This is a genomic window from Kribbella sp. NPDC003557, from assembly GCF_040610805.1.
Taxonomy (GTDB): domain Bacteria; phylum Actinomycetota; class Actinomycetes; order Propionibacteriales; family Kribbellaceae; genus Kribbella.
The window spans coordinates 938,910-961,051 of the sequence record NZ_JBEXMY010000001.1 but is presented as its reverse complement, the minus strand read 5'-3'; the positions used below and the strand labels follow the sequence as shown (position 1 = coordinate 961,051).

Sequence of the window (22,142 nt, the reverse complement as noted above, 5' to 3'; positions counted from 1 at the left end):
ACGCCCACCTGGCGGGATCGGCCGCTCCGCTGAGCGTGAGCGCGGCCGGACCGACCGGACACATCCTGTCGAGCTGCCGATTCAGAGAGCCGAAGCCTGAACAGCCAGCTCGCGCAGGGCCTCGTAGCGCGCCCGCAGGTCGGCGAGGCGGGTGACCTCGGCCTCGACCGGGGTGAGGTGTTCGCCGCCCGGCTCGGGGGAGAGGCCGAGCGCCACGGCGGCCGCGCCGCGGGCGCCGACCTCGGGCTCGGCGCAGACCGTGGTCGGCCGGGCGAACGTCGCGGTCAGGCAGCGGCGCCACCACTCCGAGGCGTCGATCCCGCCGCCGCCCAGTACGACGTCCAGTTGCTGCCCGAACAGCGAGTCGAGGGTCCGCAGCCCGCGGTCGATCTCCAGCGAGGCACCTTGCAGGGCCGCGGCGAGCAGATCCGCCGGGGTGTCGTCGAACGACAGGCCGAAGTACACCCCGGACCCGCCCGGCACCACCGCCGGCGGCCTGGTGCCGGCCATGAACGGGATGGCGATCGCGTGCGTCGCCCCGATCTCGACGCCGGTGGGCTCGTCGGATTCCAGCCGCAGTACGCCGGTCAGCCACGCGTGCAGGTTTCCCGCCGCGGAGAACGCCATACCGGTCACGGCGCGCTTGTCGTCGACCCGGTACCGCCACAGCTCCCACGGCAGGTCCGGCGCGTTCTCGATCGGGTGCACGACCCGGACGGCGGCCGAGGTCCCCACGGTCACCGCGGCGGTGCCGGCGTCATACCCGCCGGTGCCGACGTTCGACGCGGCTCCGTCACCGGTCGGCGGATGCACCGGTACGCCGACCAGGCCGGGCCAGCGGCGCGCGTACTCGGCCGACAGCGTGCCCGTCCACCCGGTCGGCACGATCTGCGGCAGCCGGTCGGCGGTCACACCGGCGATCTCGAGCGCCTCGTCGTCGTACGCGCCCGTGGCGAGGTCGAGCGTGCCGGTCCCGGACGCGACCGAGACCGAGGTGACGCGCTCGCCCGTCAGCCGCTCCAGCACCAGGTCGGGCAGGCCGGCGAACTGGTCAGCCGAGCCGGTGGACAGCAGCCAGGGGATCCGGCGGGTCCAGTACAGCCGGTGCAGCCAGGCGCCGGTGCGGGCGTGGAAGGCGTGCTCGTCGAACGACGTGCCGAGGCCGAGGTCGACCGAGCGGGTGTCGGCCCAGGTGATCACCGGCGTCAGCGCCACGCCCTTGTTGTCGAGGGCAACGATGGAGTGCCACTGCGAGGACAGCACGATCGCGCCGATACCGTCCAGGTGGCCGTTCTGCTCGAGCTCGTCGAGACAGCCGAGCAGGCCTTCGACGTACTCGTGCAGGTCGAGCGTGGCCGAGCCGTCGTGGCCGTAGGCCGGGGAGATCTTGTGCCGTGCGAGCGCGCCGGGAATCGGTGCCGCGTCGTCGGCGGACAGCACGAGGGCCCGGGCGGACGACGTACCGAGGTCGAGCGCCAGGACCCTCCCGTCAGTCCTCGTCATGCAGGGCCTTCAGGAAGGACTGCGCCCAGACGTTCACGTCGTGGGCGGCCAGGTGCTTGCGCATCGCCTTCATCCGGCGGCCGAGCTGCCGGTCGTCGGTGTTCATCGCGTCGACGATCGTGTCCTTCATCCCGTTGATGTCGTGCGGGTTCACCAGGAAGGCCTGCCGGAACTCGTCCGCCGCCCCGGCGAACTCGCTCAGCACGAGCGCCCCGGTGTCGTCGTACCGCGTCGACACGTACTCCTTGGCGACCAGGTTCATACCGTCCCGCAACGGTGTCACGACCGCGACGTCCGCGGCCCGGAACAGCGCGGCCATCTCGGTCCGCGAGTACGACGTGTGCAGGTAGTTGATCGCCGGCGTCCCGATCCGGCCGTGCTCGCCGTTGATCCGCCCGACCAGCAGCTCGATCTCGTCGCGCAGCACCCGGTACTGCTCGACGCGCTCCCGCGACGGCGTCGCGACCTGGATGAACACCGCGTCGTCGACCGAGATCCGCTTCTCGTCCAGCAACTCGCCGAACGCCCGCAGCCGTTGCCGGATGCCCTTGGTGTAGTCGAGCCGGTCGACGCCGAGCAGGATGTGCGTCGGGTTGCCGACCTCCTCGCGCATCTCGGCCGCCCGGGCGTTGGTCTCCGGCTGCCGGGCGAGGTTCTCCAGCTCGTTGACGTCGATCGAGATCGGGAACGCCTTGGCCCGGACGATCCGGTCGTCCGGCAGGTGGATGCGGTCGCCGCGGGTCCGCAGGCCCATCCGGTTGCGGGCCAGCCGGGCGAAGTTCGACGCCGCGCCGGGGCGCTGGAAACCGACCAGGTCCGCGCCCATCAGTCCGTCCAGGATCTGCCGCCGCCATGGCATCTGCGCGAACAGCTCGGTCGGCGGGAACGGGATGTGCAGGAAGAAGCCGATCCGGACGTCGGGACGCAGTCGGCGCAGCATCGCCGGGACCAGCTGCAGCTGGTAGTCGTGCACCCAGACGTCGGCGTTGTCGTCGGCGGCGTCAGCGGCGGCCTCCGCGAACCGCCGGTTCACCGCGACGTACGACTCCCACCACTCGCGGTGGAACTCCGGCGCCACGATCACGTCGTGGTAGAGCGGCCAGAGCGTCGCGTTCGAGAAACCCTCGTAGTACAGCTGCACGTCCTCGGCGGACAGCATCACCGGCACCAGATGCATGCCGTCGTTGTCGAACGGGTCCAGCTTCTCGTCGGGGCTGCCGGTCCAGCCGATCCAGGCGCCGTGGTGGCCCTGCATCACCGGCGCCAGCGCGGTCACCAGGCCGCCGGGACTTCGGCGCCACGCGGTACTGCCGTCGGGCATCTCGATCCGGTCGACCGGCAGCCGGTTGGCCACCACTACGAAGGAACTCCTACCGTTCGGCATCTTCAGCGTCATCCACTCAGGTCGTCGTCGTCACCGGGGTAGCGCACCCCGATCTGGCTCCGGGTCTCGTCGAGCAGTTCGAGGATCTCGAGCGTGCCGGCGTGGGGGAGAGCCGGAACCTCGATCAGTCCCTGGCACAGCGCACGCATCACTTCTGCCGCCTCATAGTGGTACCCACGACCATGCGTCGGGACGTCGATCCGCTCCGCTCCGGAGGCGGTCGTGCGCACGTAGTACTCGGGGTGGTGGAAGCGGTGCGGGAGCTGCAGGTTGCCGTCCGGGCCGCTGATCGACGCGACCCAGGGGTTCTGCGAGCGCAGGCCGCAGGTCAGCGCGGCGACCGCGCCGGAGTCGTAGCGCCAGGCCATCGCGACGTTCAGGTCGATCCCGTCCTGGTTGAGCGAACCGACGGCCTTCACCTCCGCGGGGCGGCCGAGCGCCAGGTAGGCGAACGTCATCGGGTAGATCCCGCCGTCCATCAGCGAGCCTCCCCCGAGCGCCGGGTCGAGCAGGCGAACCGGCAGTGAAGGTTTGTGGAACGCGAAGTCCGCGACCACCTGCTGCGGTTCGCCGATCACCCCGCGCCCGAGGTCCGCGAACATTGCCTGGATCACCGGGTTGGTGCGCATCCACATCGCCTCGGCGAACAGCGTCTTGTGCTCGGTGGCGACCGCGATCAGGTCCCGGGCCTGCGCGGCGGTCAGCGTGACCGGCTTCTCGCACAGGACCGCGACGCCGGCCTGCAACGCCGTCCGGGCGATCGCGTAGTGCTGCGGGTGCGGCGTGCCGATGTAGATGACGTCGACCTCGCCGGAGTCGATCAGCCGGCGGTAGTCGTCGTACGCGTGCGGGATGCCGAACTCGGCCGCGAACTTCCGCGCGCTCTCCTGGGAGCGGGACGCCACCGCGGTCGCGACGGCGTCGTCCGGGAGCAGCGCCAGATCGTGCGTGAACTGGGTCGAAATGTTGCCGGTTGCAACGATTCCCCACCTGACGCGATCTATACCCACTGTGTGAACTCCGGGGTCGGGAACGGTCCGTCTGCAACGATTCTCGCGGTTTCGAAGGCGTGAGCCAAGCGAATGAGCGTGACCTCACTTCGCGCCGTCCCGCTGATCGTGATCCCGACCGGCAGCCCGGCGACCGTTCCCGACGGCACCGACAGCAGCGGATAGCCCGCCAAAGCGGCATGCGACGAGGAGCTGCCGAGGACGTGGTCGCCGTTCACCAGGTCGATCGCCCAGGCCGGTGAGTACGACGGACAGACCAGCGCGTCGAGCTGGTTGTCGCGGAGCAGGTTGTCGATCCCGTCCCGCCCGGCGCGGAGCGCGGTCAGGCGCGCGGCGACGTACACCGGGGCGTCCAGCCCCTCGGTGGCCGCGGCCCGCTCGAACAGCTCCTGACCGAACCACCGCAGCTCCTGGTCCGCATGGTCCTTGTTGAACGCGATCAGGTCGTCCAGGGTCCGTGGCCCGCCGGGCGCCCGGGTGGCGAGGTACGCCGTCAGGTCGACCTTCAGCTCGTGGGAGAGGACGTGCAGCTGGTCCTCGTCGCCGCCTGGCGTCGGCAACGACAGGTGGTCGACCAGCGTCGCTCCGCACCGGCTGAGGAGCTCCAGCGCTCGCTCGGTGACCTGGTCCAGGCCCGTCGAGTAGCCCCACAGCGGCCCGCGCGGTACGCCGATGCGCACGTTGCTCAGGTCCGTGCCACGGCAGTAGTCGGTGTAGTCGGTGTGGCCGCCGGTGAGGACCGAGAGCAGGGCGGCCGTCTGGGTGACCGTCCTCGTCATCGGTCCGGCGGTGTCCTGCGAGTGGGAGATCGGGACGATGCCCTGCTGGGGGATCAGCCCGACGGTGGGCTTCAGGCCGACCACGCCGTTCAATGCGGCCGGGCAGACGATCGAGCCGTTCGTCTCGGTGCCGATGGCGTACTCGGCGAGCCCGGCCGCGACGGCCGCGCCGGACCCGGACGACGAGCCGCCCGCCGACCGGTTCAACGCGTACGGGTTGCGGGTGAGGCCGCCGTACGCGCTCCAGCCGGACGAGGAGGCCGAGCCGCGGAAGTTCGCCCACTCGCTCAGGTTGGTCTTGCCCAGGATCACGCAGCCCGCCTCGCGCAGCCGCCGGACCAGCGCTGCGTCGCGGGGCGGCGGTGGCTGGTCGGCCAGCGCCAGCGAGCCGGCCGTGGTCGGCAGGTCGGCCGTGTCGATGTTGTCCTTGACCAGCACGGGAACGCCGTGCAGCGGGCCGCGGACCCGGCCTTCGTCACGCTCTGTGTCGAGACGGGCGGCATCGGTGAGCGCCGCGGGGTTCGGAGTGCAGACGGCGTTGACCAGTTGGTCGACCTCACGAATCCGCCCCTGCAACTCCTCCACGAGCGCCACGCTGGAGGGAGTTGAGCTCACTCGAACGATCCTGCCAGAGTTGACCGGGTCCGGTTGTCTCGTCAGCGACACGCTTCGTGTCGGTCGAGCGGTGAATGACATCGCTGTTGTTCTGCACGTAGAGTGGCAGGCGGACGGACGATCACCGACCGCACAGGAGTCAGCAGCAGATGGACAGCGCCAACGCCAGCTCTCCCGGCCCCGCCGAAGCTGCGCCGCCGGTCATCGCCGGACTCTCGGAGCGTGACGGCCAGATCCTTGCCTTCGAGCGGCACTGGTGGAAGTACGCCGGGGCGAAGGAGCAGGCGATCCGGGACCAGTTCCAGATGTCGGCGACCCGCTACTACCAGGTCCTGAACGCGCTCATCGACCGCCCCGAGGCCCTCGCGCACGACCCGCTGCTGGTCAAGCGCCTGCGCCGCCTCCGCGCCGCACGTCAGCGCGCCCGCTCCGCACGCCGCCTGGGCATCGAGGTCTGACCATGTCCCGCCGCCTCAGGGCGTGCCTTGCTGCTCCGCGCTCGCGGGGCGACCAAGGGCAGGTCCTGTCGTCCCTCGTCGCCGTGGCTGCCGTGGTCGCGATCGTGGCCGGGCTGCTCGTGCTGTTCGGGACCCGGGGCAACGACAGCAAGGCCGACGAGAAGCCGGCCGGTGCGAGTACGCCGAAGGCCTCGGAGAAGCCGTCCGCCGGACCGTCGACGGTCGGGGCCAGCGTGCCGAAGCCGTCGACCAAGCCCACCACCGAGCCGACCCCCGAGCCGACCACGGCTCCCAGCAGCGAGCCGCCGTCGACCGAGCCGAGCCAGACGAGCGAGCCGACACAGACCACGCAACCGAGCCAGTCCACGCAGCCGCCGAAGCCGACCCAGCCGGTGACGATCCCGGCCGAGGAGCGCCCGGCGATCGAGGTGTACAACAACACCTCGCAGAAGGGCCTCGCCGACTCGGTCGCGAGCCGGGCGCGGCAGGCCGGCTGGACCGTGGCGGGCTCACCGGACAACTGGCACGGCAAGATCGCCGAGAGCACGGTGTACTACCCGCCGGGCATGCTCGACGCCGCGAACCAGCTCGCCCGCGACCTCGGCGTCGGCCGGACCAAGGGCGCGCTGGACAACATGAAGAAGGATCGCCTGACTGTCATCCTGACTTCGGACTACTCAGGATGAGCACTCCGGTCATCCAGACCGACGCGGGACGGGAAGGCTGGGAGGCCATCGTCTCGGACCCGGCGAGTGCCGTGATCTCGACCGACTTCGACGGTGTCCTCTCGCCGCTCGTCGAGGACCCGGCACTGTCCCGCCCGGTCGAGGGCGCCCTGGACGCGCTGGCCCGGCTCGCCCGGACCGTGAACCAGGTCGCGATCGTCACCGGCCGGCCCGCGCTGGTCGCCACCGAGCTGTCCGGGGTCAGTGGACACCCGGGTCTCGGGAATCTCGTCGTCCTCGGCCACTACGGGCTGGAGCGCTGGGAGGCCGCCACCGGCAAGGTGACGAGCGAGCCGGTGCCGCCCGGTGTCATGACCGCCCGGGACAGGTTGCCGGAGCTGCTGCGCGAGGCCGGCGTACCGGACGCGTTCGTGGAGGACAAGGAAAGCTCGCTGGCGGTGCACACCCGTCGGCTGGACGATCCGGCCGGCGCCTTCGAACTGCTGCGCGCGCCGCTGGCCGCGCTGGCCGAGGAGACCGAGCTGAGGCTGGAGCCGGGCAATCTCGTGCTCGAGCTGCGGCCGCCCGGCATCGACAAGGGTGTCGCGCTGCGCGGTCTGATCGAGTCGACCGGCGCGCGGTCCATCCTGTACGCCGGGGACGACCTGGGCGACCTCGCGGCGTACCAGGCGATCCAGGCGGAGCGGGAGACCGGGCTGCGGGCCGTACTGCTGGCCACGCGGTCCTCGAACGCCACCGAGCTGATCGAGGCCGCGGACGTCGTCGTCGACGACCCGAGCGGTGTGGTGACCGTGCTCACGGCTCTTTCGGACGCGATCTCAGCACGCTGAACGCCTGCGTCACGGTCTTGCCGATCGGCTGGATCGGCCGCTCGACGTAGCCGCCGTCCTTGAGCCCCGCGAGCCGCTCGAACGGGTTCCGCGACGCCGGGTCGCCGGTGAGCAGGAACGAGACGACCACACCCACGACGTACAGCGGGAGCATCAGCAGGCCGATCAGGCAGAAGTACTGCCACGAGTGCCGCTCCTCGTGCCGGACCAGCGCCGCGTCGTCGAAGTACGAGCGGTCGTGCTTGCTGAGGATCACGTTGCCGATCGTGAACGCGCCGGCGATCGGGAAGCCCAGCTTGTACTCGTTGGCGAAGAACAACCCCCGCGGTCCGCGGGTGAACTTGGCCCGCCCGAGCACACCGACGAACGCGCCGGCCACGGTGGACAGATTGAGGAAGTTGCCCACCACCTTCACCCACTGCCAGGCGCTCATGGGGATCAGTATGAATTCTGTCGGAGCGGTGGGTAAGACTTGGCGGGTGAGTTCGGTGGTGCGGGTCTGGCGGCCTGGGCGGGTGGTGGATCCGCAGTCGGTGATCGGCGGGTTGCGCAAGGGGCCCGGCGATCCGGCGTACGTGTTCGATCCGGCGCGGCGGACCGTGTGGCGGGCGACGCGGACCCCGGAGGGGCCGGTGCTGCTCCGACTGACGCCGTCTGCCGGATCCGTCGAGGCGGAGGCCTGGGGGCCGGGCGCGCAGTGGGCGCTCGACGGGGTGCCGGAGCTGCTGGGTGACGGGGACAGCTGGGACGGGTTCGAGCCGCTGCCCGAGCACCGGGTGCTGGTGGACGCGGCGCGCCGGTTCCCGCATCTGCGGGTGCCGCGGACGCGGGCGGTGTTCGAGGCGATGGCGGCCGCCGGGATCGAGCAGGTGGTGACCGGCAAGGAGGCGTTCCGGGCGTGGCGGCTGCTGCTGCGGGAGTACGGGGAGCCCGCGCCGGGGCCTCATCAGCAGGGCAGCCGGGTGATGATGGTGCCGCCCGCGCCGGAGGAGTGGCGGCAGATCCCGTCGTGGCAGTGGCTGCGCGCGGGCGTCGAGGGCCGGCGATCGCGGGTCGTCATCACGGCCGCGACGCGCGCGAAGGCGCTGGAGCGGACGCTCGAGCTGAGCGACTCCGAGGAGATCGAGCGGCGGCTGCGGTCGTTGCCGGGAGTCGGCGTGTGGACGGCGGCCGAGGTGCGGCAGCGGGCGCATGGCGACGCCGACGCGTTCTCGTTCGCGGACTATCACGTCTCGCGGAACGTGTCGTACGCCTTGATCGGCGAGGAGCTCGACGACGACGGCTGCGCCGAACTGATCGAGCCGTACCGCGGTCACCGTTTCCGGGTGCAGCGCCTGATCGAACTGGCGGGTATCGGTCATCCGCGGTTCGGGCCGCGCAAGTCCCTGCCCACCCACACGCCGGGGGCCACGCATCGCCTGAGGTAGCGCTGGGCACAGGTGCCTGACGATGATCATCGACGGGGACGGCCTGTATCTCGTGGCAGGCCTGGCACTGCTGCTCGGGGCCGTGCTGCCGCGATTGCTGGCCCGGTACGCCGTTTCCGCGCCGATCGCGTTCCTCGGCGCGGGCCTGCTCCTCGGGCTCGCGGTCGACCGCGCCCACCTCAGCCCGATCGCCCAACCCACGCTGACGAAACACCTGGCGGCGCTGACCGTGATCGTCGCGTTGATGGGCGTCGGCCTGGCGATCGACCGGCCGCTCAGCCTGCTCACCTGGGCGGTCACCTGGCGGCTGCTGTTCGTTGCGATGCCGGCCGGGATCGCCGCGCTGACGGGCGTCGGGTGGCTGCTCGGCATCGCCCCGGCCACCGCGCTCCTGATCGCGGCCGTCCTGGCGCCGACGGATCCGGTGCTGGCGTCCGACGTCCAGGTGGAGGGGCCGACGACCGGCGAGGACGCCGAGCTCGACGAGGAGGACGAGGTGCGGTTCGCGCTCACGTCCGAGGCCGGGCTGAACGACGGGCTCGCCGCACCGTTCGTCTACCTGGCGGTGTTCGTCGCGACCAAGAGCCTCTCGCCGTGGCAGTGGATCGCCTGGGACGTGGTCGGGAAGTCCGTGATCGGGGTCGCGGTCGGGTTCGGCGCCGGCTGGTTGCTCGGGCGGATGACGTTCTCGGCGCCGTCCCGGAGCCTGCGGTTGTCGGAGTCGCGGGAGCCGGTGCTCGCGCTGGCGATGACTGTTGGTGTGTACGGGCTCACCCAGGTGCTGCACGGGTACGGCTTCATCGCGGTGTTCGTCGCGGCGCTCACGCTCCGGTCGGTGGAGAGCAAGCACGAGTTCCACGGGGAGCTGCACAACTTCATCGGTGAGCTCGAACACATCCTCACGTGGGGTGTCCTGCTCCTGCTCGGCGCCGCGGTCACCGCCGGGCTGCTGGAGCCGTTGACGCTCACCGGCGCCGCGCTCGGCGTACTGCTGGTGCTCGTGGTTCGGCCCGTGTTCGGGTGGTTGTCGCTCGCACGGTCGGGGCTGCGCCGGTCGGAGCGCTGGGCGACGGCGGCGTTCGGGGTGCGGGGCGTGTCGTCGGTGTACTACCTCGCGGCGGTCGGGGTGCACTTCCGGGACGAGCTGCCGTGGCTGTGGGCGACACTGGGGTTCACCGTGATCCTGAGCGTGGTCCTGCACGGCATCGCGGCGACGCCGGTGATGCGGTTCCTGGAGCGCCGGAGCTGAGATCTCGCGTCTCGGATGATGGGATCACAAGACACAATATGGACCCGATTGGGTAATCTCGGGGGAGCTCATCCAGAGGGACTGAGGGAAACGGCCCGTTGACGTCCCGGCAACCCTCCCCGTCGAGACCCCGTCCGGGGCCAGCTCGGCGAGGGAACGGTGCCAAATCCGTCCCGCGCCGAGATCCGGCTCCCGGGGAAGATGAGAGGGGAACCTCACTCATGAGCCTGACCGCCGCCACCCACACGATCCGTGAAGGTGCCTTCGGCAACGGTACGCACCTGAGCTGTCGCGCCTGTGGGGCGAAGTCGCCGCTCGGCCCGTTCTACGCCTGTATGGAGTGCTTCGGTCCGCTCGAGGTCGGATACGAGTACCCGACGATCACCCGCGAGCAGATCGAGGCCGGCCCGAAGAACATCTGGCGGTACCAGCCGCTGCTGCCGGTCCCCGTGGACGTGGCCGGCTTCCCGAACACCGAGCCCGGCTACACCCGGCTCGTCGACGCGCAGAACCTCGCCCGTGAGCTCGGCCTGCGCAAGCTGTGGGTGAAGGACGACTCGGGCAACCCGACGCACTCGTTCAAGGACCGTGTCGTCGCCTCCGCCCTGAGCGCCACCCGCGAGCTCGGCATGAAGGTCTTCGCCTGCCCGTCCACCGGCAACCTGGCCAACGCGGTCGCCGCGGCCGCCGCCCGGGCCGGTATCCGCTCGGTCGTGTTCATCCCCAAGGACCTCGAGCGCCCCAAGATCATCACCACCGCCGTGTACGGCGGGACGCTGGTCGCCGTCGACGGCAACTACGACGACGTCAACAAGCTCGCCTCCGAGATCGCCGGCGAGGAGGAGGGCTGGGCGTTCGTGAACGTGAACGTCCGCCCGTACTACTCCGAGGGCTCCAAGACGCTGGCCTTCGAGATCGCCGAGCAGCTCGGCTGGCGGCTGCCGCAGCAGATCGTCGTCCCGGTCGCGTCCGGGTCCCAGCTGACCAAGATCGACAAGGGCTTCACCGAGCTCGGCAAGCTGGGTCTCGTCGACGCCACCGACTACAAGGTGTACGGCGCGCAGGCGACCGGCTGCTCGCCCGTCGCGCAGGCTTTCCGTGACGGCCACGACGTGGTCAAGCCGGTGCGCCCGGACACGATCGCGAAGTCGCTGGCGATCGGGAACCCGGCCGACGGCCCGTACGTGCTGGACGTGGCCCGCCGTACCGGTGGCGCGATCGAGGACGTCAGCGACGACGAGGTCGTCGAGGGCATCCAGCTGCTGGCCCGCACCGAGGGCATCTTCGCCGAGACCGCGGGCGGGGTGACCGTCGCGACGCTGAAGAAGCTGATCGCGACCGGCCAGCTCGACCCCGAGGCCGAGACGGTGATCATCAACTCCGGCGACGGGCTGAAGACGCTCGACGCCGTGGCCGACCGGGTCGGCCCCAAGGTGACCATCCCCGCGTCGTACGACGCCTTCGTGAAGGCAGGCCTGCAGTGAGTGTGAGCGTTCGCGTCCCGACCATCCTGCGGCCCTACACCCAGGGCGTGTCCGAGGTCTCCGCCGAGGGCACGACCCTGACCGAGGTCCTCGACTCGCTCGACGCGTCGTACCCCGGCATCAAGGGCCGCGTCCTGGACGACGCGGGCGAACTCCGCCGCTTCGTCAACGTCTACGTCGACGACGACGACGTCCGCTTCGCCGAAGGCCTCCAGACCACCATCAAGGACGGCGGCCAGGTCTCCATCATCCCCGCGGTCGCCGGCGGCTGATTAAGCTGCTGCGGTGCGCGCCGTAGTCGTTTCGCAGTACGGAGTTGTGCCCGAGGTCCGGGAGGTGCCGGAGCCTGCCGTGGCGGACGGCTCGGTGGTCCTTCGCGTCGAGGCCACCGGGCTGTGCCGCAGCGACTGGCACGGGTGGATGGGGCATGACTCCGACATCGTGTTGCCGCATGTGCCCGGGCATGAGCTTGCCGGGACGATCGCCGCGGTCGGGGACGGGGTGTCCGGGTGGGCGGTCGGGGATCGGGTGACGACGCCGTTCATCTGTGCGTGCGGCTCCTGTGAGCAGTGTCTTGCCGGTGATCAGCAGGTGTGTCCGAATCAGCTCCAGCCGGGGTTCAACTATTGGGGCTCGTTCGCCGAGTACGTCGCCGTGCCGTACGCCGAGGTGAACCTGGTGCGGCTCCCCGACGACATGGACTTCGCAACCGCCGCGGGCCTGGGCTGCCGCTTCGCCACGTCGTTCCGCGCCGTCCACCAGGTAGGCCGGGTGACCGCCGGCGAACGCGTCGCGATCTTCGGCTGCGGCGGCGTAGGCCTCTCCGCCGTCATGATCGCTGCCGCTCTAGGCGCAGAAGTCATAGCCATCGACACCAACCCGGCCGCCCTGCAACTGGCCCGCACCCACGGCGCAACCCACACCATCCAAACCAGCCCGACCACGCCCGGCGCCGCTCCCGCGGCCGGTCCCGCTCCCGCTCCCGCGCCCGGTGCCGCCGACGCGCCCGGCTCCGCGGCCCCCGCGGCCAGCTCCGCGGCCCCCGCGGCCGGGGCTGGCGACTTGCCGTCCGCGTCGGCTGTCGCAAGGATTCTCGACCTGGGTGGTGCTCACGTGACGATCGACGCGCTGGGCTCCAGCGGCATCGTCCAGCAAGCCCTGCAATCCCTGCGCCCCCGAGGCCGCCACGTCCAGATCGGCCTCCTCCCCGGCGGCGTACAACTGGACGTCGGCCGCCTCATCGGCCAGGAACTGTCCTGGCTCGGCAGCCACGGCATGCCCGCCCACGCCTACCCCGAAATGCTCGCCCTAGTTGCCAACGGCAACCTCAACCCCACCCAACTCGTCACCCGCACCATCATCCTGGACGAAACCCCCGCCGCCCTCGCCGACCTCTCCAACGGCACCCCACCAGGCGTCACCGTCATCACCCCATAGCTCTGGTCGTCCGCCCGCGTCGATGCCACGGTTGCTTCGTGCATCTGCCCGACCTGCTCTACGCAAGTCCCGCCGGGGTCGACCTGCACCTGGATGTCCTCGGCCCGGCGCCGCGACCTTCGACTCCGCTGCCGGTAGTCGTACGGATCGACGGCTGCCCCGGCTGGGGACCAGGTGATCGCTCGTCCGCCCTGCTGCCGTTCGCGAATCCAGCTCTTGCTCGAGCAGGCTTCCTGACCGTCGCCATCTCCGTCCGCCACAGCGGCCAGGCGACCTTCCCGGCTCAGTTGCACGACGTGCAGTCCGCGCTCCACTGGGTGCGGCGCAACCCGCTCGGCCTTCCGATCGACCCCGACCGCGTCGGCATCTGGGGACAGTCCGCCGGCGGTCACCTGGCAGCTCTGGCCGCCCTTCACTGCACCGACGTGCGGGCAGACGTCACCATCAGCGCCCCAGCGGACCTGCTGCGCCCGGGCGGCGCCATGCGGATCGACCGCCCGTCGCCGGTCACCGCTTTGGTCGGTGGCGACGTGACCTCCCACCACGAACAGCTCCGGGCTGCTAGCCCCGTCACGCATGTCACCGCGACAGCGCCACCGTTCCTGATCGTCCACGGCACCCGCGACGAAACGGTCCCCTACGAACAAGCCGAACGCCTCCACCAAGCACTCGTTATCGCCGGCGCGGACAGCCGACTGCTCCCGATCGTTGGCGGCCGCCACAACCTCCAGGCTGATCCACAGGCCCGCTACGACGGGACGGTCTGGTACGCCGTGGCGACAGAAGCCGCACGCTTCTTCCGCCGCCATCTGGCCCCGGGCACGGACGTCGGCTGACGCGTCGGGCAATCAGCATCAGCCCACGGGGCACGACGTCTTTGCCGCCGAGCGGGGCCTGGCCTCTGCGACCTGCGCAGAGCGGTCCGTGTGCCGACGGACTGTCGCTGAGGTATTCGCTTTAGCGCAATGAGGGAGCATTCGCAGCGCGGGCGGCAGCCCGCAACTCGCCGGCGGCAGCCGGCAGTTGAGAGGTCCGGCGCTAAGCCGGGGGTGGGTGGGAGCGCGCGTAGCAGCTGTGGCGAGGAGCGGAGCGACGAGTAACGGCTGCGTAGCACGCGTGGGCTCGTAACCTCAGGTTCTACAGGCGGATCAGGTAGACCGTGGGTGGGCGGCCGGTGCGGCCGTGTTGTTGGGTGCCGGTGGGGGCTGCTAGGCCTGCTCGTTCCAGGCGTTTGAGGACTCGGCGGGCGGTGCGGAGTTGGACGGCTAGGTGGTCGGCTACGTCCTGGGTGGTGAGGCCGTCGGGAAGGGTGGCGGTGAGTTCTCGCATGCGGGCCAGGGTTTGGGTGTTGAGGCCTACCCGGCGGGCGAGGAGCGGGAGGCTTTCGGTGCCGCGGGCGCCGGGTGGCTGTTCGCCCGACGGCTCGATGACGATCTCGACGTCGTCGGACATCGAGACGACGCCGGCGACGGTGCCGATCGAGGCGGCCCGGCCGACTGCGCGGCGGGCGAGAGCCTCGGCTTCGGCTGCTGTCCGACCGACGCCGAAACCGACGTACGCCGTACCGTGCCGGGCCGCCAAACTGTCCAGCAGCGGCATCCGGGAGAACTGTTCGGTGGCCTGCTCGAGCAGCCCGCGGGTGGTGACGACGAGGTGCCGGCCGTCGGGCAGGGCGGCGAGGCTGCCGCCGAGGGTGATGAGGTCGGCGGCCAGCGCGTCGTCCGGCTCGGGGAGGTCGATGACGCCGAGCGCGACCTGGGCGTCGCCGACGTGCTGGCCGGTCGTGGTCAGGATCAGCGCCTGCAGGGTCGAGCGGATCGAGTACCGCGACGGCGCGAGCCGCACCGACGGCATCTCGTTCTCGATCAGGTGGAACGCGGACCCCAGACAGCTGATCGCGACTTTCGTGTCGTGCTTCTCGCGCGCGGTGCGGTGGAACGCGACGATGTCGTCCGACGTGAGGCCGGGCCGGTACGGCAGCACCTGGATCTGGTCCGTCGGCAGCTTCGCCTCGATCAGGGTCTCGAGTACTTCGGCCCGCCGCAGCGTGTCGATGGAGAACTGGGTGACGTTGTGCCCGAGCCGCAGCAGCTCGACGAGGGCACGCAGCAGGGTCGCCCCGTCGTACGAGACGTACATCGCGGGCCGGTCGATCACCCCGGCCTCGGTGGCGATCGTGTACGGGACGACGCCGGTGAACAGGAACGCGTCGACGTCGCTGTGCGCCTGCTCGACGAGTTCGACAGCCTCTGTCTCGTGCCGGTACGGCAGCGGCAGCAGCGTGGTCCCGCTCGGGGCTCCGACCACGGTCACCCGCTGGACCAGGTCCTCGGGCCCGACCACCCCGACCGCCAGCGCCATCAGTCCACCGAGCCTGGAGCTGAGCAGATCCTCACGGCGATCCTCCGACGACTTCTGGTCTGGCCCTCAAGTCGCAGAATAGCGCAGCGGGCTCCGAGATCTTGACGTTCAGGCCTTGCTCTCCTAGTTTCGGTCAATACCACAATTGCCGCCACCCCTACGGTGGGCCCAGGGAGCGTCGGTGTGGTGGAGCGAAGGAGGGAGCGCGCCACCTCACTGCCCCTGGCTAGTGCAGGTCCTCGAGGCAGCGGATCACCAGGTCGCGCTCGCCCGGCGGCAACTCGGGCCCGTACGGGTCGTATGCGGCCGCGGCCGGCACCAGGCCCTCCCACTCGGCCGCCCACAGCATCCGCTGCACGTAGCCCTCGATCGGCGCGTAGAACGTCGCCGCCGCGAACCGGTCCAGCCGATCCGACGCGGTCAGGAACCCGGCGTGATCACCGGCCGTCCAGGCCCGTAGTACGGCGGCCGACAGCTCGACCTGCGCCGACGCGATACCGACGAGCGCCGTGTCCGCGCCCCACATGAACGACGGCCCGTACATCCGGTCCTCGCCGGTGATCAGCAGCTTGCCGGTGCCGCGCCCGGCCCAGATCGCGTCCTGGCAGCCGATCGCCCGGTCCAGCGTCGCCGTCTTCACGCCGAGCATCGCGTCCAGCGACAGCAGATCGCGGATCAGCTCGGGTGCGTACGGGTACCCGCCCGCCTCGCCGTGCAGGTAGAACCCGACCAGCGGCAGTCCGCTCTCGGCCGCGACCCGCTCGTGCAAAGCGACCGCCTGCGCGTGACCGTCCGGCCGTTCTCCTAGCGCTGCTAGCGGATAGACCATCACCGCATCGGCCCCACCGGCCGCGGCGGCCCGCGCCATCTCGACCGTCGCATCGGCGGCCTCTTCCAGCGATCCGGCCGTGGTGGACTTCGGTACGCCGACACCGGCGACGATCGGTACGTCGGTCGCGGCCCGCCAGGTGTCGAGCACCTTCGCGCGGTCGCCCTCGGACAGGTACAGCCCGCGGCCGGTGTGTGCCCAGACGGCGACGCCGCCGATGGCGTGCCTGGTCAGTGTCACGGCGTACGCGGACAAGGCGTCGTACGCGACGACGCCGTCCTGGTCCATCGGGGTGACGACCGCGGGAAGCAGTGTCCCGCGGAGCCTCTCGACGAGTGGATGCATCAGTGACCTCTCAGACGTCGTGCCCGAGACCGGGGCGTTTCGGTACGTCGATCCAGCCGTCGCAGTCGGCGAACACGCTCGGGGCCAACGGGTCCTCGTCGACCATCAACGGCCCCACCAGGTCCGCCGCGACGGTCGCTCCGGGCACGGCGGCGGCCAGGTGTACGGCGGCCAGTGTGGCCACGCCCAGCTCCGGCATCGAGCCTACCTTCACCGCCAGTCCGGCGGCCTCGGCCACCGCGGCGATCTGCAGGGCCCGGTGGAGCCCGCCGACCTTGAGGATCTTGATGTTCAGGACGTCGGCCGCGCCGCGGCGCGCGATCTCCAGCGCGTCGTGCAGCGAGTGCATGCTCTCGTCGACCATGACGCGCACGTCGAGGCGGTCCCGCAGCCGCACCAGGCCGGTCAGGTCCCAGCGCGGCAGCGGCTGCTCGAGCAGGGTCAGGCCGGCCGCGCTCATCTTGGCAAGGTAGGGGAGCGCCGTGGTGGCGTCGTACCCCTCATTGGCGTCCAGGCACAGCTCGGCGTCGGCGGGGATCGCGGCGCGGACGGCCCGGATCAGTTCGAGGTCCTTGGCCGGGTCGTGGCCGCCCTTGACCTTCAGGTGCCGGAACCCGCGATCGGCGTACTCGGCCGCCTCGGCGGCCATTTCGTCGAGCGTGCCGAGGCCGACCACCCAGGTCGTCTGCACCCGGTCGCGGACGCTGCCGCCGAGCAGGGCGTGCACCGGCCAGCCGCTCATCCGGCCGGCCAGGTCGAAGAGCGCGATGTCGAGGCCGGACTTGGCGACCTGCTGGCCCCGCAGTACGCCGTCCATCACCACGTGGGCGCCCGCGCGGTCGAGCGGGTCGCGGCCGATCAGTGCCGGGGCGAGGTGTTCCTCGATCGCGGCCTGGACGCCGGCCAGGGTCTCGCCGGTGTACGCCGTCATCGGGGAGGTCTCGCCGATCCCGACGTCGCCGTCGGCCGTGTGGACCTCGACGACCAGGCTGATCAGCTCGTTGCTGACCCCGCTGCTGATCTGGAACGGCCGGCGGTACGGCGCGCTGACCACGCGCGTTTTCACCGCGCTGATCGGTGCCGCCCCGGCCGGCAACCCCGCCGGTAGTGCTGCAAGACTCATTTCCGGCTCCTAGGGTCGCAATCTGCGCGGAAAGCATTTACGGTCAAGACCGTAAATACCGTGAGCGCTCCCTGTCAACGGAAGGTGGCACCCCGATGCGGCTGGGTCTGTATCTGAACCTGTACGGCACGCCCGACGAGCGGCCGCAACTGGCCGACGCCGTCGAGCAGGCGCGACTGGCCGAGCAGGCCGGGTTCGAGTGGGTCGTGCTCGGCGAGCGGCACCTGCACCGGCCCGGGTACCACGAGATCCTGACGTCGATGACGTGGCTGGCCGCGCACACGTCGCGGATCGGGATCGCGACGGCCGGCATCGTGGCGCCGCTGTACGACCCCGTCGTACTGGCCGAGACGCTGGCGCACATCGACGTGCTGTCGGGCGGGCGGCTGACGGCCGGGTTCGTGCTCGGGTACCGGCCGGAGGAGTTCGCGCTGTACGGCGTGACGCAGGCGGAGCGGGTCGCGCGGTTCGAGGAGTGCCTGGAGATCGTCACCAGGTTGTGGACCGAGGACGAGGTCAGCTACGACGGCAAGTTCACGAGTATCAGCGAGGCGTACCTGTCGCCCCGGCCGGTGCAGACCCCGCGCCCGCGACTGTGGAACGGTGGCCGGGTGTCCGCGGTTCTGGAGCGGACCGCCCGGATGTGCGACGGCTGGACGACGTCGTTCAACGAACTGGACTCGGACCTGCCCGCCAAGATCGCCGAGTACCTCGGGTACCCGCGCGGCGAGGGCACGCTCGGCGCGGACGTGATCCTGTGCCGTGAGGGATTCTGCGGGGCGACCTCGCAGGACGCCCGGCAGGCGCTCGAGGAGCCGCTGCGCGACCTGTACGACGCCTACACGGGCTGGAAGCGGACCTCGACCGACGCGAGCCGCTACACCCAGGGCTGGGACGAGATCGCCGATCGCAGCGTGATCGGCTCGCCGGCCGAGTGCGCCGAGCGGCTGGCGCACTACGAGGAGATGGGGGCCGACGGCATCATCCTGCGGATCCAGCCGCCGGGGATGCCGCAGCGTGACGTGCTGCGCTCGATCGAGGCGTTCGGAAATCTCATCGGTTCCAGATGAGGCGTTACGCAGGGTGTACGTCGTAACCTCTTGGTGACGGAGGTTGTCGCGCCGGTGGCGGCGTGACCACGGCCGGCCGTCAGGGGGAGGCGAGCGGATGGCCGAGGTGGTCTTCTGGACAGTCGTCTTTCTGCGCTTCGCAGTACCGCTGCTGATCCCGCGCTGGCCGTTGCCCGCGGTGCTGGCCTCGCTGGTGCTGGACGCTGCCGACCAGACGATCTTCCAGTCCTTCGGGTACGACCCGCCGTTCTACCAGAGTTACGACAAGGCGATGGACGTGTTCTACCTGTCCATCGCCTACCTGGCGAGCCTGCGCAACTGGTCGAACCTGCATGCGGTCAAGGTCAGCCGCTTCCTGTTCTTCTACCGCCAGATCGGTGTGCTGCTGTTCGAGCTCACCGGTGTGCGGGCGCTGCTGCTGATCTTCCCGAACACGTTCGAGTACTTCTTCATCGCCTACGAGGGGATCCGCGCCCGGCGGAACCCGCTGCGCTACAGCCTGCGGTTCTGGGTCCTGGTGGCCGCCGGGATCTGGATCTTCGTCAAGCTGCCGCAGGAGTACTGGATCCACGTCGCCGAGCTGGATTTCACCGACACGGTCCGTGATGTCGCCTGGTTCGGGCCGGTCGTGGTGATCGGTTTGCTGGCCCTCGCCGCGGTGCTGTGGTTCGTGGTGCGGCCGCGGCTGCGCCCGCCGGATTGGCGGCTGCGGCTGACGGCCGATCCGCTGCCGACCGCGATCGACCAGGCCTCCGAGCGCGCCGCGTTCCGCGCCGAGCACGGCCGGGTCTTCGGTTGGGCGGCGGTGGAGAAGATCTTCCTGATCGGCATCATCAGCGTGATCTACGGCCGGGTGCTGCCGGGGGTCGACGTCAGCGACTTCCAGCTTTTCCTCGGTATCGCGTTCTTCGTCGTGGTCAACTCCGCGATCGGCCTGTGGGCCGCCCGGCGCGGCTACGGGTGGGACTCGGCGGCGATCTCGTTCGCCGTGGTGTTCGGGCTGAACGTGCTGATCGTCTTCCTGGAGAACCTGCTGCTGAACCGGAGCGGCGACGGTTTGTCGCTCGGCGACACGTTCTTCTTCATCTTCCTGTTCAGCATCCTGACCGTGCTGTACGACCGGTACCACCCGGTCAACGAGTACCGCACCGCCGCCGCGAAGAACGAGGTCACGCCCTAGAACGAGGAGCTCACGATGTCAGACGGAGACACCCCCGGCTCGCACCGCCGCCCGGGCGAGGTCGAGGTACCCCCGTGGCCGAGCCGATGGGTCGGCTGGATCCTGTTCGCCGGCGTGATGATGATCGTGCTCGGCATCCTGCACGCCTTCCAGGGCTTCATCGCGATCTTCCACGACGACTACTTCCTGGTCCGCACCGCGCGGCTGGCGATCGAGCTCAACTACGACTCCTGGGGCCTGATCCACCTGATCCTCGGACTCGTGGTGATCCTCGCCGGCATCGCCCTGCTGGACGGCCGGCTGTGGGGCCGGATCGTCGGCGTGATCCTGTCGGTGCTCAGCATCGTGGTGAACGCCGCGTTCCTGGCGGCGTACCCGATCTGGTCCACGATCCTGATAGCCGTAGACATCCTGGTCATCTGGGCCCTCACCGTCCACGGCGACGAAATGCGCAAAATGCTCGACGCCCGCGTCCACTAGGCCACTCCGACCTTGCGCTCCCGCTGGCGGCCGGCCGCTAGTGCCGCCCTCGTCGCCCCCGGAGAGCGCCCGGCTGAGCCCCCGGTGAGCGGAACAGCTCGGACGCCGGCGACCACGCGCCACCCCGGCCCGGCCACCCGCGGTGGGCTCAAGCTTTCAGGCCGGACATCGCGATGGAGTCGGTCAGGTAGCGCTGGAGGAGGCCGAAGACGAGGAGGCTGGGGACGACTGTGATGGTGGCGCCTGCCATCAGTTGGTTGATGGGGACAGCCTGGCCTTGGAGGGTGGCGAGGCCGACGGTGAGGGTTTGCATCTTGCCGGACTGGCCGATGACAAGGGGCCACAGGAAGTCGTTCCAGTGCCAGAGGAAGACGAAGATGCCGAGCGTGGCCAGCACCGGGCGGACCAGCGGAAGCACGATCATCGTGAAGATCCGCCACTCGGGAGCCCCGTCGATCTCGGCCGCCTCGAACAGCTCGTCAGGGAGCTGCAGGATGAACTGCCGCATCAGGAACACGGCCTGCGAGTTCGCCAGGGTCGGCACGATCAGACCCCAGTAGCTGTCCACCCAGTCGAGCTTCGCGACCAGGATGTACGACGGAATCAGCGTCGCCTGGAACGGCACCATCAGCGTGGCGAGGAACGCCCAGAACATGATCTCCCGGCCGGGAAACTTCTTCTTCGCGAACGCGTACCCGGCCATCGCGGCGAACAGCAGCACCAGCGCCACCGACACCAGCGAGTACAGCAGCGAGTTGACCGTCCACCGCGGGATGTCCGAGCTGGACAGCACCTTGGAGAAGTTCTCGAGCGTGAAGTTCGCCGGGTTCAGCGCGTCCGGGAACGTCTGCCCGCTGGGCGGCGCGAACGCGACCAGCACCATCGCCGCGAAGGGCACGACGGTGACGATCGCGGTCAGCGTCAGCAGCGTCGGCAACGTCAACCGGCCGGCCGTCGTACGCCGGGACGCCGCGGGGGTCTCCGCGACCGGACGGACCGGCGGGCGGTCGAGTACCTGAGCCATCAGTCGTCCCTCCCGACGAGCCGGCGCTGTACGAGCGAGACGATCAGCACGATCAGGAACAGCACCAGGCCGATCGCGCTGGCGTAGCCGAAGTCGAAGTATTTGAACCCGCTGTCGTACAGGAAGTACACGAGCGAGTAGCTGGAGCGCACCGGGCCGCCGCCGGTCATCACGTACATCGCGTCGAAGACCTGGAAGGCGCCGATGGTCTCGATCACCAGCACGAAGAACAGCACGGGCCGTAGCTGCGGCAGCGTGACGTATCGGAACCGCTGCCAGGTCCCCGCGCCGTCGATCATCGCGGCCTCGAGGTACGACTTCGGTACCGCCTGCAGGCCTGCGAGCAGGATCAGCATCGAGTACCCGAAGCCCTTCCAGGCCGAGGTGAGGGCGATCGACGGCAGCACGGTGTTCGACTGGCTGAGGAAGTCGATCGGGCCGATGGACACCAGCCCGAGGACGGCGTTCAGCAGCCCGTCCTGCGCGTCGTAGATCCATTTCCAGATCACCGCGGCCAGGACGATGCTGGTCACGTACGGCAGGAAGAACACGCCGCGGAAGAAGCCGCGCCGCCAGACCACCTGGTGCAGCAGGACGGCGGTACCGAGCGAGAGCAGGACTGTCAGCGGGACGAAGATCACCGTGTAGGTGATCGTCACCAGCAGGGCCTCGTGGAACACCTTGTCCGACAACAGGCGGGTGTAGTTGTCGAGCGCGATGAAGTCCCATTTCCCGCTGATCCGGTAGTCGGTCAGCGAGAGGAAGAACGCGCCGAGCGCCGGCAGGAACCGGAAGAGCAGGAACAAGACCAGCATGGGCGCGACGAACAGCAGACCGACCCACGGCCGACGGTGCGGCCTACTGCGAC

The 22,142-nt window shown here is 70.1% G+C and carries 22 protein-coding genes and 1 riboswitch; of the genes, 12 read left to right on the top strand and 10 right to left on the bottom strand.

Annotated features, from left to right (window positions below; all coding sequences use genetic code 11):
- Window positions 1-81 precede the first annotated feature (81 nt).
- From ABZW60_RS04605 to ABZW60_RS04590, 4 genes are read right to left on the bottom strand one after another with little or no spacing between them, the layout of a single operon-like run.
- Window positions 82-1,503, bottom strand: a complete 1,422-nt coding sequence (locus tag ABZW60_RS04605) for an FGGY family carbohydrate kinase (RefSeq protein WP_355473999.1) — start codon at window positions 1,501-1,503, stop codon at window positions 82-84.
- A complete protein-coding gene (locus ABZW60_RS04600) occupies window positions 1,490-2,887 on the bottom strand; it encodes a trehalose-6-phosphate synthase (RefSeq protein WP_355474485.1) in 1,398 nt (465 codons plus the stop codon). Before ABZW60_RS04600 ends, ABZW60_RS04605 begins: the two co-directional genes overlap by 14 nt.
- 8 nt (window positions 2,888-2,895) lie before the next feature.
- Window positions 2,896-3,897, bottom strand: coding sequence for a Gfo/Idh/MocA family oxidoreductase (locus tag ABZW60_RS04595; RefSeq protein WP_355473997.1), 1,002 nt, complete (start codon window positions 3,895-3,897; stop codon window positions 2,896-2,898).
- On the bottom strand, window positions 3,888-5,372 hold the full coding sequence (locus ABZW60_RS04590) for an amidase (RefSeq protein ID WP_355473996.1): 1,485 nt from the start codon (window positions 5,370-5,372) through the stop codon (window positions 3,888-3,890). Before ABZW60_RS04590 ends, ABZW60_RS04595 begins: the two co-directional genes overlap by 10 nt.
- 68 nt (window positions 5,373-5,440) lie before the next feature.
- On the opposite strand from ABZW60_RS04590, the gene ABZW60_RS04585 reads away from it, so the two are divergent.
- Genes ABZW60_RS04585 through otsB form a run of 3 tightly spaced genes read left to right on the top strand, consistent with a single transcriptional unit; the run spans window position 5,441 to window position 7,265 of the window.
- Complete coding sequence (locus ABZW60_RS04585; protein WP_355473994.1) at window positions 5,441-5,749, top strand: DUF3263 domain-containing protein; 309 nt, start codon at window positions 5,441-5,443, stop codon at window positions 5,747-5,749.
- Between the two features lie 2 nt (window positions 5,750-5,751).
- Window positions 5,752-6,435: a LytR C-terminal domain-containing protein gene (locus tag ABZW60_RS04580; RefSeq protein ID WP_355473992.1), complete on the top strand. Its 684-nt coding sequence runs from the start codon at window positions 5,752-5,754 to the stop codon at window positions 6,433-6,435.
- The gene (gene otsB / locus ABZW60_RS04575) at window positions 6,432-7,265 is read left to right on the top strand and encodes a trehalose-phosphatase (protein WP_355473990.1); all 834 of its coding nucleotides are present in this window, start codon (window positions 6,432-6,434) and stop codon (window positions 7,263-7,265) included. Before ABZW60_RS04580 ends, otsB begins: the two co-directional genes overlap by 4 nt.
- Here otsB and ABZW60_RS04570 read toward each other — a convergent pair.
- The gene (locus tag ABZW60_RS04570; protein WP_355473988.1) at window positions 7,231-7,698 is read right to left on the bottom strand and encodes a hypothetical protein; all 468 of its coding nucleotides are present in this window, start codon (window positions 7,696-7,698) and stop codon (window positions 7,231-7,233) included. The two genes, otsB and ABZW60_RS04570, sit on opposite strands and share 35 nt — an antisense overlap.
- Window positions 7,699-7,744: 46 nt before the next feature.
- On the opposite strand from ABZW60_RS04570, the gene ABZW60_RS04565 reads away from it, so the two are divergent.
- The 6 genes from ABZW60_RS04565 to ABZW60_RS04540 all read left to right on the top strand — a co-directional run bounded on the left by ABZW60_RS04565 (window position 7,745) and on the right by ABZW60_RS04540 (window position 13,698).
- Complete coding sequence (locus tag ABZW60_RS04565; protein WP_355473986.1) at window positions 7,745-8,692, top strand: DNA-3-methyladenine glycosylase 2 family protein; 948 nt, start codon at window positions 7,745-7,747, stop codon at window positions 8,690-8,692.
- A gap of 22 nt (window positions 8,693-8,714) precedes the next feature.
- Window positions 8,715-9,941 carry a cation:proton antiporter gene (locus ABZW60_RS04560; RefSeq protein WP_355473984.1) on the top strand — a complete coding sequence of 409 codons (1,227 nt, stop codon included), beginning with the start codon at window positions 8,715-8,717 and terminating at the stop codon, window positions 9,939-9,941.
- Between the two features lie 65 nt (window positions 9,942-10,006).
- A riboswitch (SAM riboswitch) is annotated at window positions 10,007-10,149 on the top strand.
- 13 nt (window positions 10,150-10,162) lie between these two features.
- A complete protein-coding gene (thrC, locus tag ABZW60_RS04555) occupies window positions 10,163-11,425 on the top strand; it encodes a threonine synthase (protein WP_355473982.1) in 1,263 nt (420 codons plus the stop codon).
- A complete protein-coding gene (locus ABZW60_RS04550) occupies window positions 11,422-11,697 on the top strand; it encodes a ubiquitin-like small modifier protein 1 (protein WP_355473980.1) in 276 nt (91 codons plus the stop codon). Before thrC ends, ABZW60_RS04550 begins: the two co-directional genes overlap by 4 nt.
- Before the next feature lie 13 nt (window positions 11,698-11,710).
- Window positions 11,711-12,862: a zinc-dependent alcohol dehydrogenase family protein gene (locus ABZW60_RS04545; RefSeq protein WP_355473978.1), complete on the top strand. Its 1,152-nt coding sequence runs from the start codon at window positions 11,711-11,713 to the stop codon at window positions 12,860-12,862.
- Window positions 12,863-12,900: 38 nt separating this feature from the next.
- Window positions 12,901-13,698 carry a prolyl oligopeptidase family serine peptidase gene (locus ABZW60_RS04540; RefSeq protein WP_355473976.1) on the top strand — a complete coding sequence of 266 codons (798 nt, stop codon included), beginning with the start codon at window positions 12,901-12,903 and terminating at the stop codon, window positions 13,696-13,698.
- A gap of 301 nt (window positions 13,699-13,999) precedes the next feature.
- Here ABZW60_RS04540 and ABZW60_RS04535 read toward each other — a convergent pair whose 3' ends face one another.
- The 3 genes from ABZW60_RS04535 to ABZW60_RS04525 form a co-directional block, all read right to left on the bottom strand.
- Window positions 14,000-15,223 carry a hypothetical protein gene (locus ABZW60_RS04535; RefSeq protein WP_355473974.1) on the bottom strand — a complete coding sequence of 408 codons (1,224 nt, stop codon included), beginning with the start codon at window positions 15,221-15,223 and terminating at the stop codon, window positions 14,000-14,002.
- A 226-nt stretch (window positions 15,224-15,449) separates the two neighbouring features.
- Window positions 15,450-16,397: a dihydrodipicolinate synthase family protein gene (locus tag ABZW60_RS04530; RefSeq protein WP_355473972.1), complete on the bottom strand. Its 948-nt coding sequence runs from the start codon at window positions 16,395-16,397 to the stop codon at window positions 15,450-15,452.
- A gap of 10 nt (window positions 16,398-16,407) precedes the next feature.
- Window positions 16,408-17,520 carry an enolase C-terminal domain-like protein gene (locus tag ABZW60_RS04525; RefSeq protein ID WP_355473970.1) on the bottom strand — a complete coding sequence of 371 codons (1,113 nt, stop codon included), beginning with the start codon at window positions 17,518-17,520 and terminating at the stop codon, window positions 16,408-16,410.
- Between the two features lie 95 nt (window positions 17,521-17,615).
- Between ABZW60_RS04525 and ABZW60_RS04520 the strand changes: the two genes are divergently transcribed.
- The 3 genes from ABZW60_RS04520 (at window position 17,616) to ABZW60_RS04510 (ending at window position 20,250) form a co-directional block, all read left to right on the top strand.
- Window positions 17,616-18,590, top strand: a complete 975-nt coding sequence (locus tag ABZW60_RS04520) for an LLM class flavin-dependent oxidoreductase (RefSeq protein WP_355473968.1) — start codon at window positions 17,616-17,618, stop codon at window positions 18,588-18,590.
- 97 nt (window positions 18,591-18,687) lie between these two features.
- A complete protein-coding gene (locus ABZW60_RS04515) occupies window positions 18,688-19,770 on the top strand; it encodes a hypothetical protein (protein WP_355473966.1) in 1,083 nt (360 codons plus the stop codon).
- Window positions 19,771-19,785: 15 nt separating this feature from the next.
- Window positions 19,786-20,250: a hypothetical protein gene (locus ABZW60_RS04510; RefSeq protein WP_355473964.1), complete on the top strand. Its 465-nt coding sequence runs from the start codon at window positions 19,786-19,788 to the stop codon at window positions 20,248-20,250.
- A 148-nt stretch (window positions 20,251-20,398) separates the two neighbouring features.
- Here the strand turns inward: ABZW60_RS04510 and ABZW60_RS04505 are convergent, their stop codons facing one another.
- Both ABZW60_RS04505 and ABZW60_RS04500 read right to left on the bottom strand, forming a co-directional pair.
- Complete coding sequence (locus tag ABZW60_RS04505; RefSeq protein ID WP_355473962.1) at window positions 20,399-21,274, bottom strand: carbohydrate ABC transporter permease; 876 nt, start codon at window positions 21,272-21,274, stop codon at window positions 20,399-20,401.
- Window positions 21,274-22,089, bottom strand: a complete 816-nt coding sequence (locus ABZW60_RS04500) for a sugar ABC transporter permease (RefSeq protein WP_355473960.1) — start codon at window positions 22,087-22,089, stop codon at window positions 21,274-21,276. Before ABZW60_RS04500 ends, ABZW60_RS04505 begins: the two co-directional genes overlap by 1 nt.
- Window positions 22,090-22,142 lie beyond the last annotated feature (53 nt).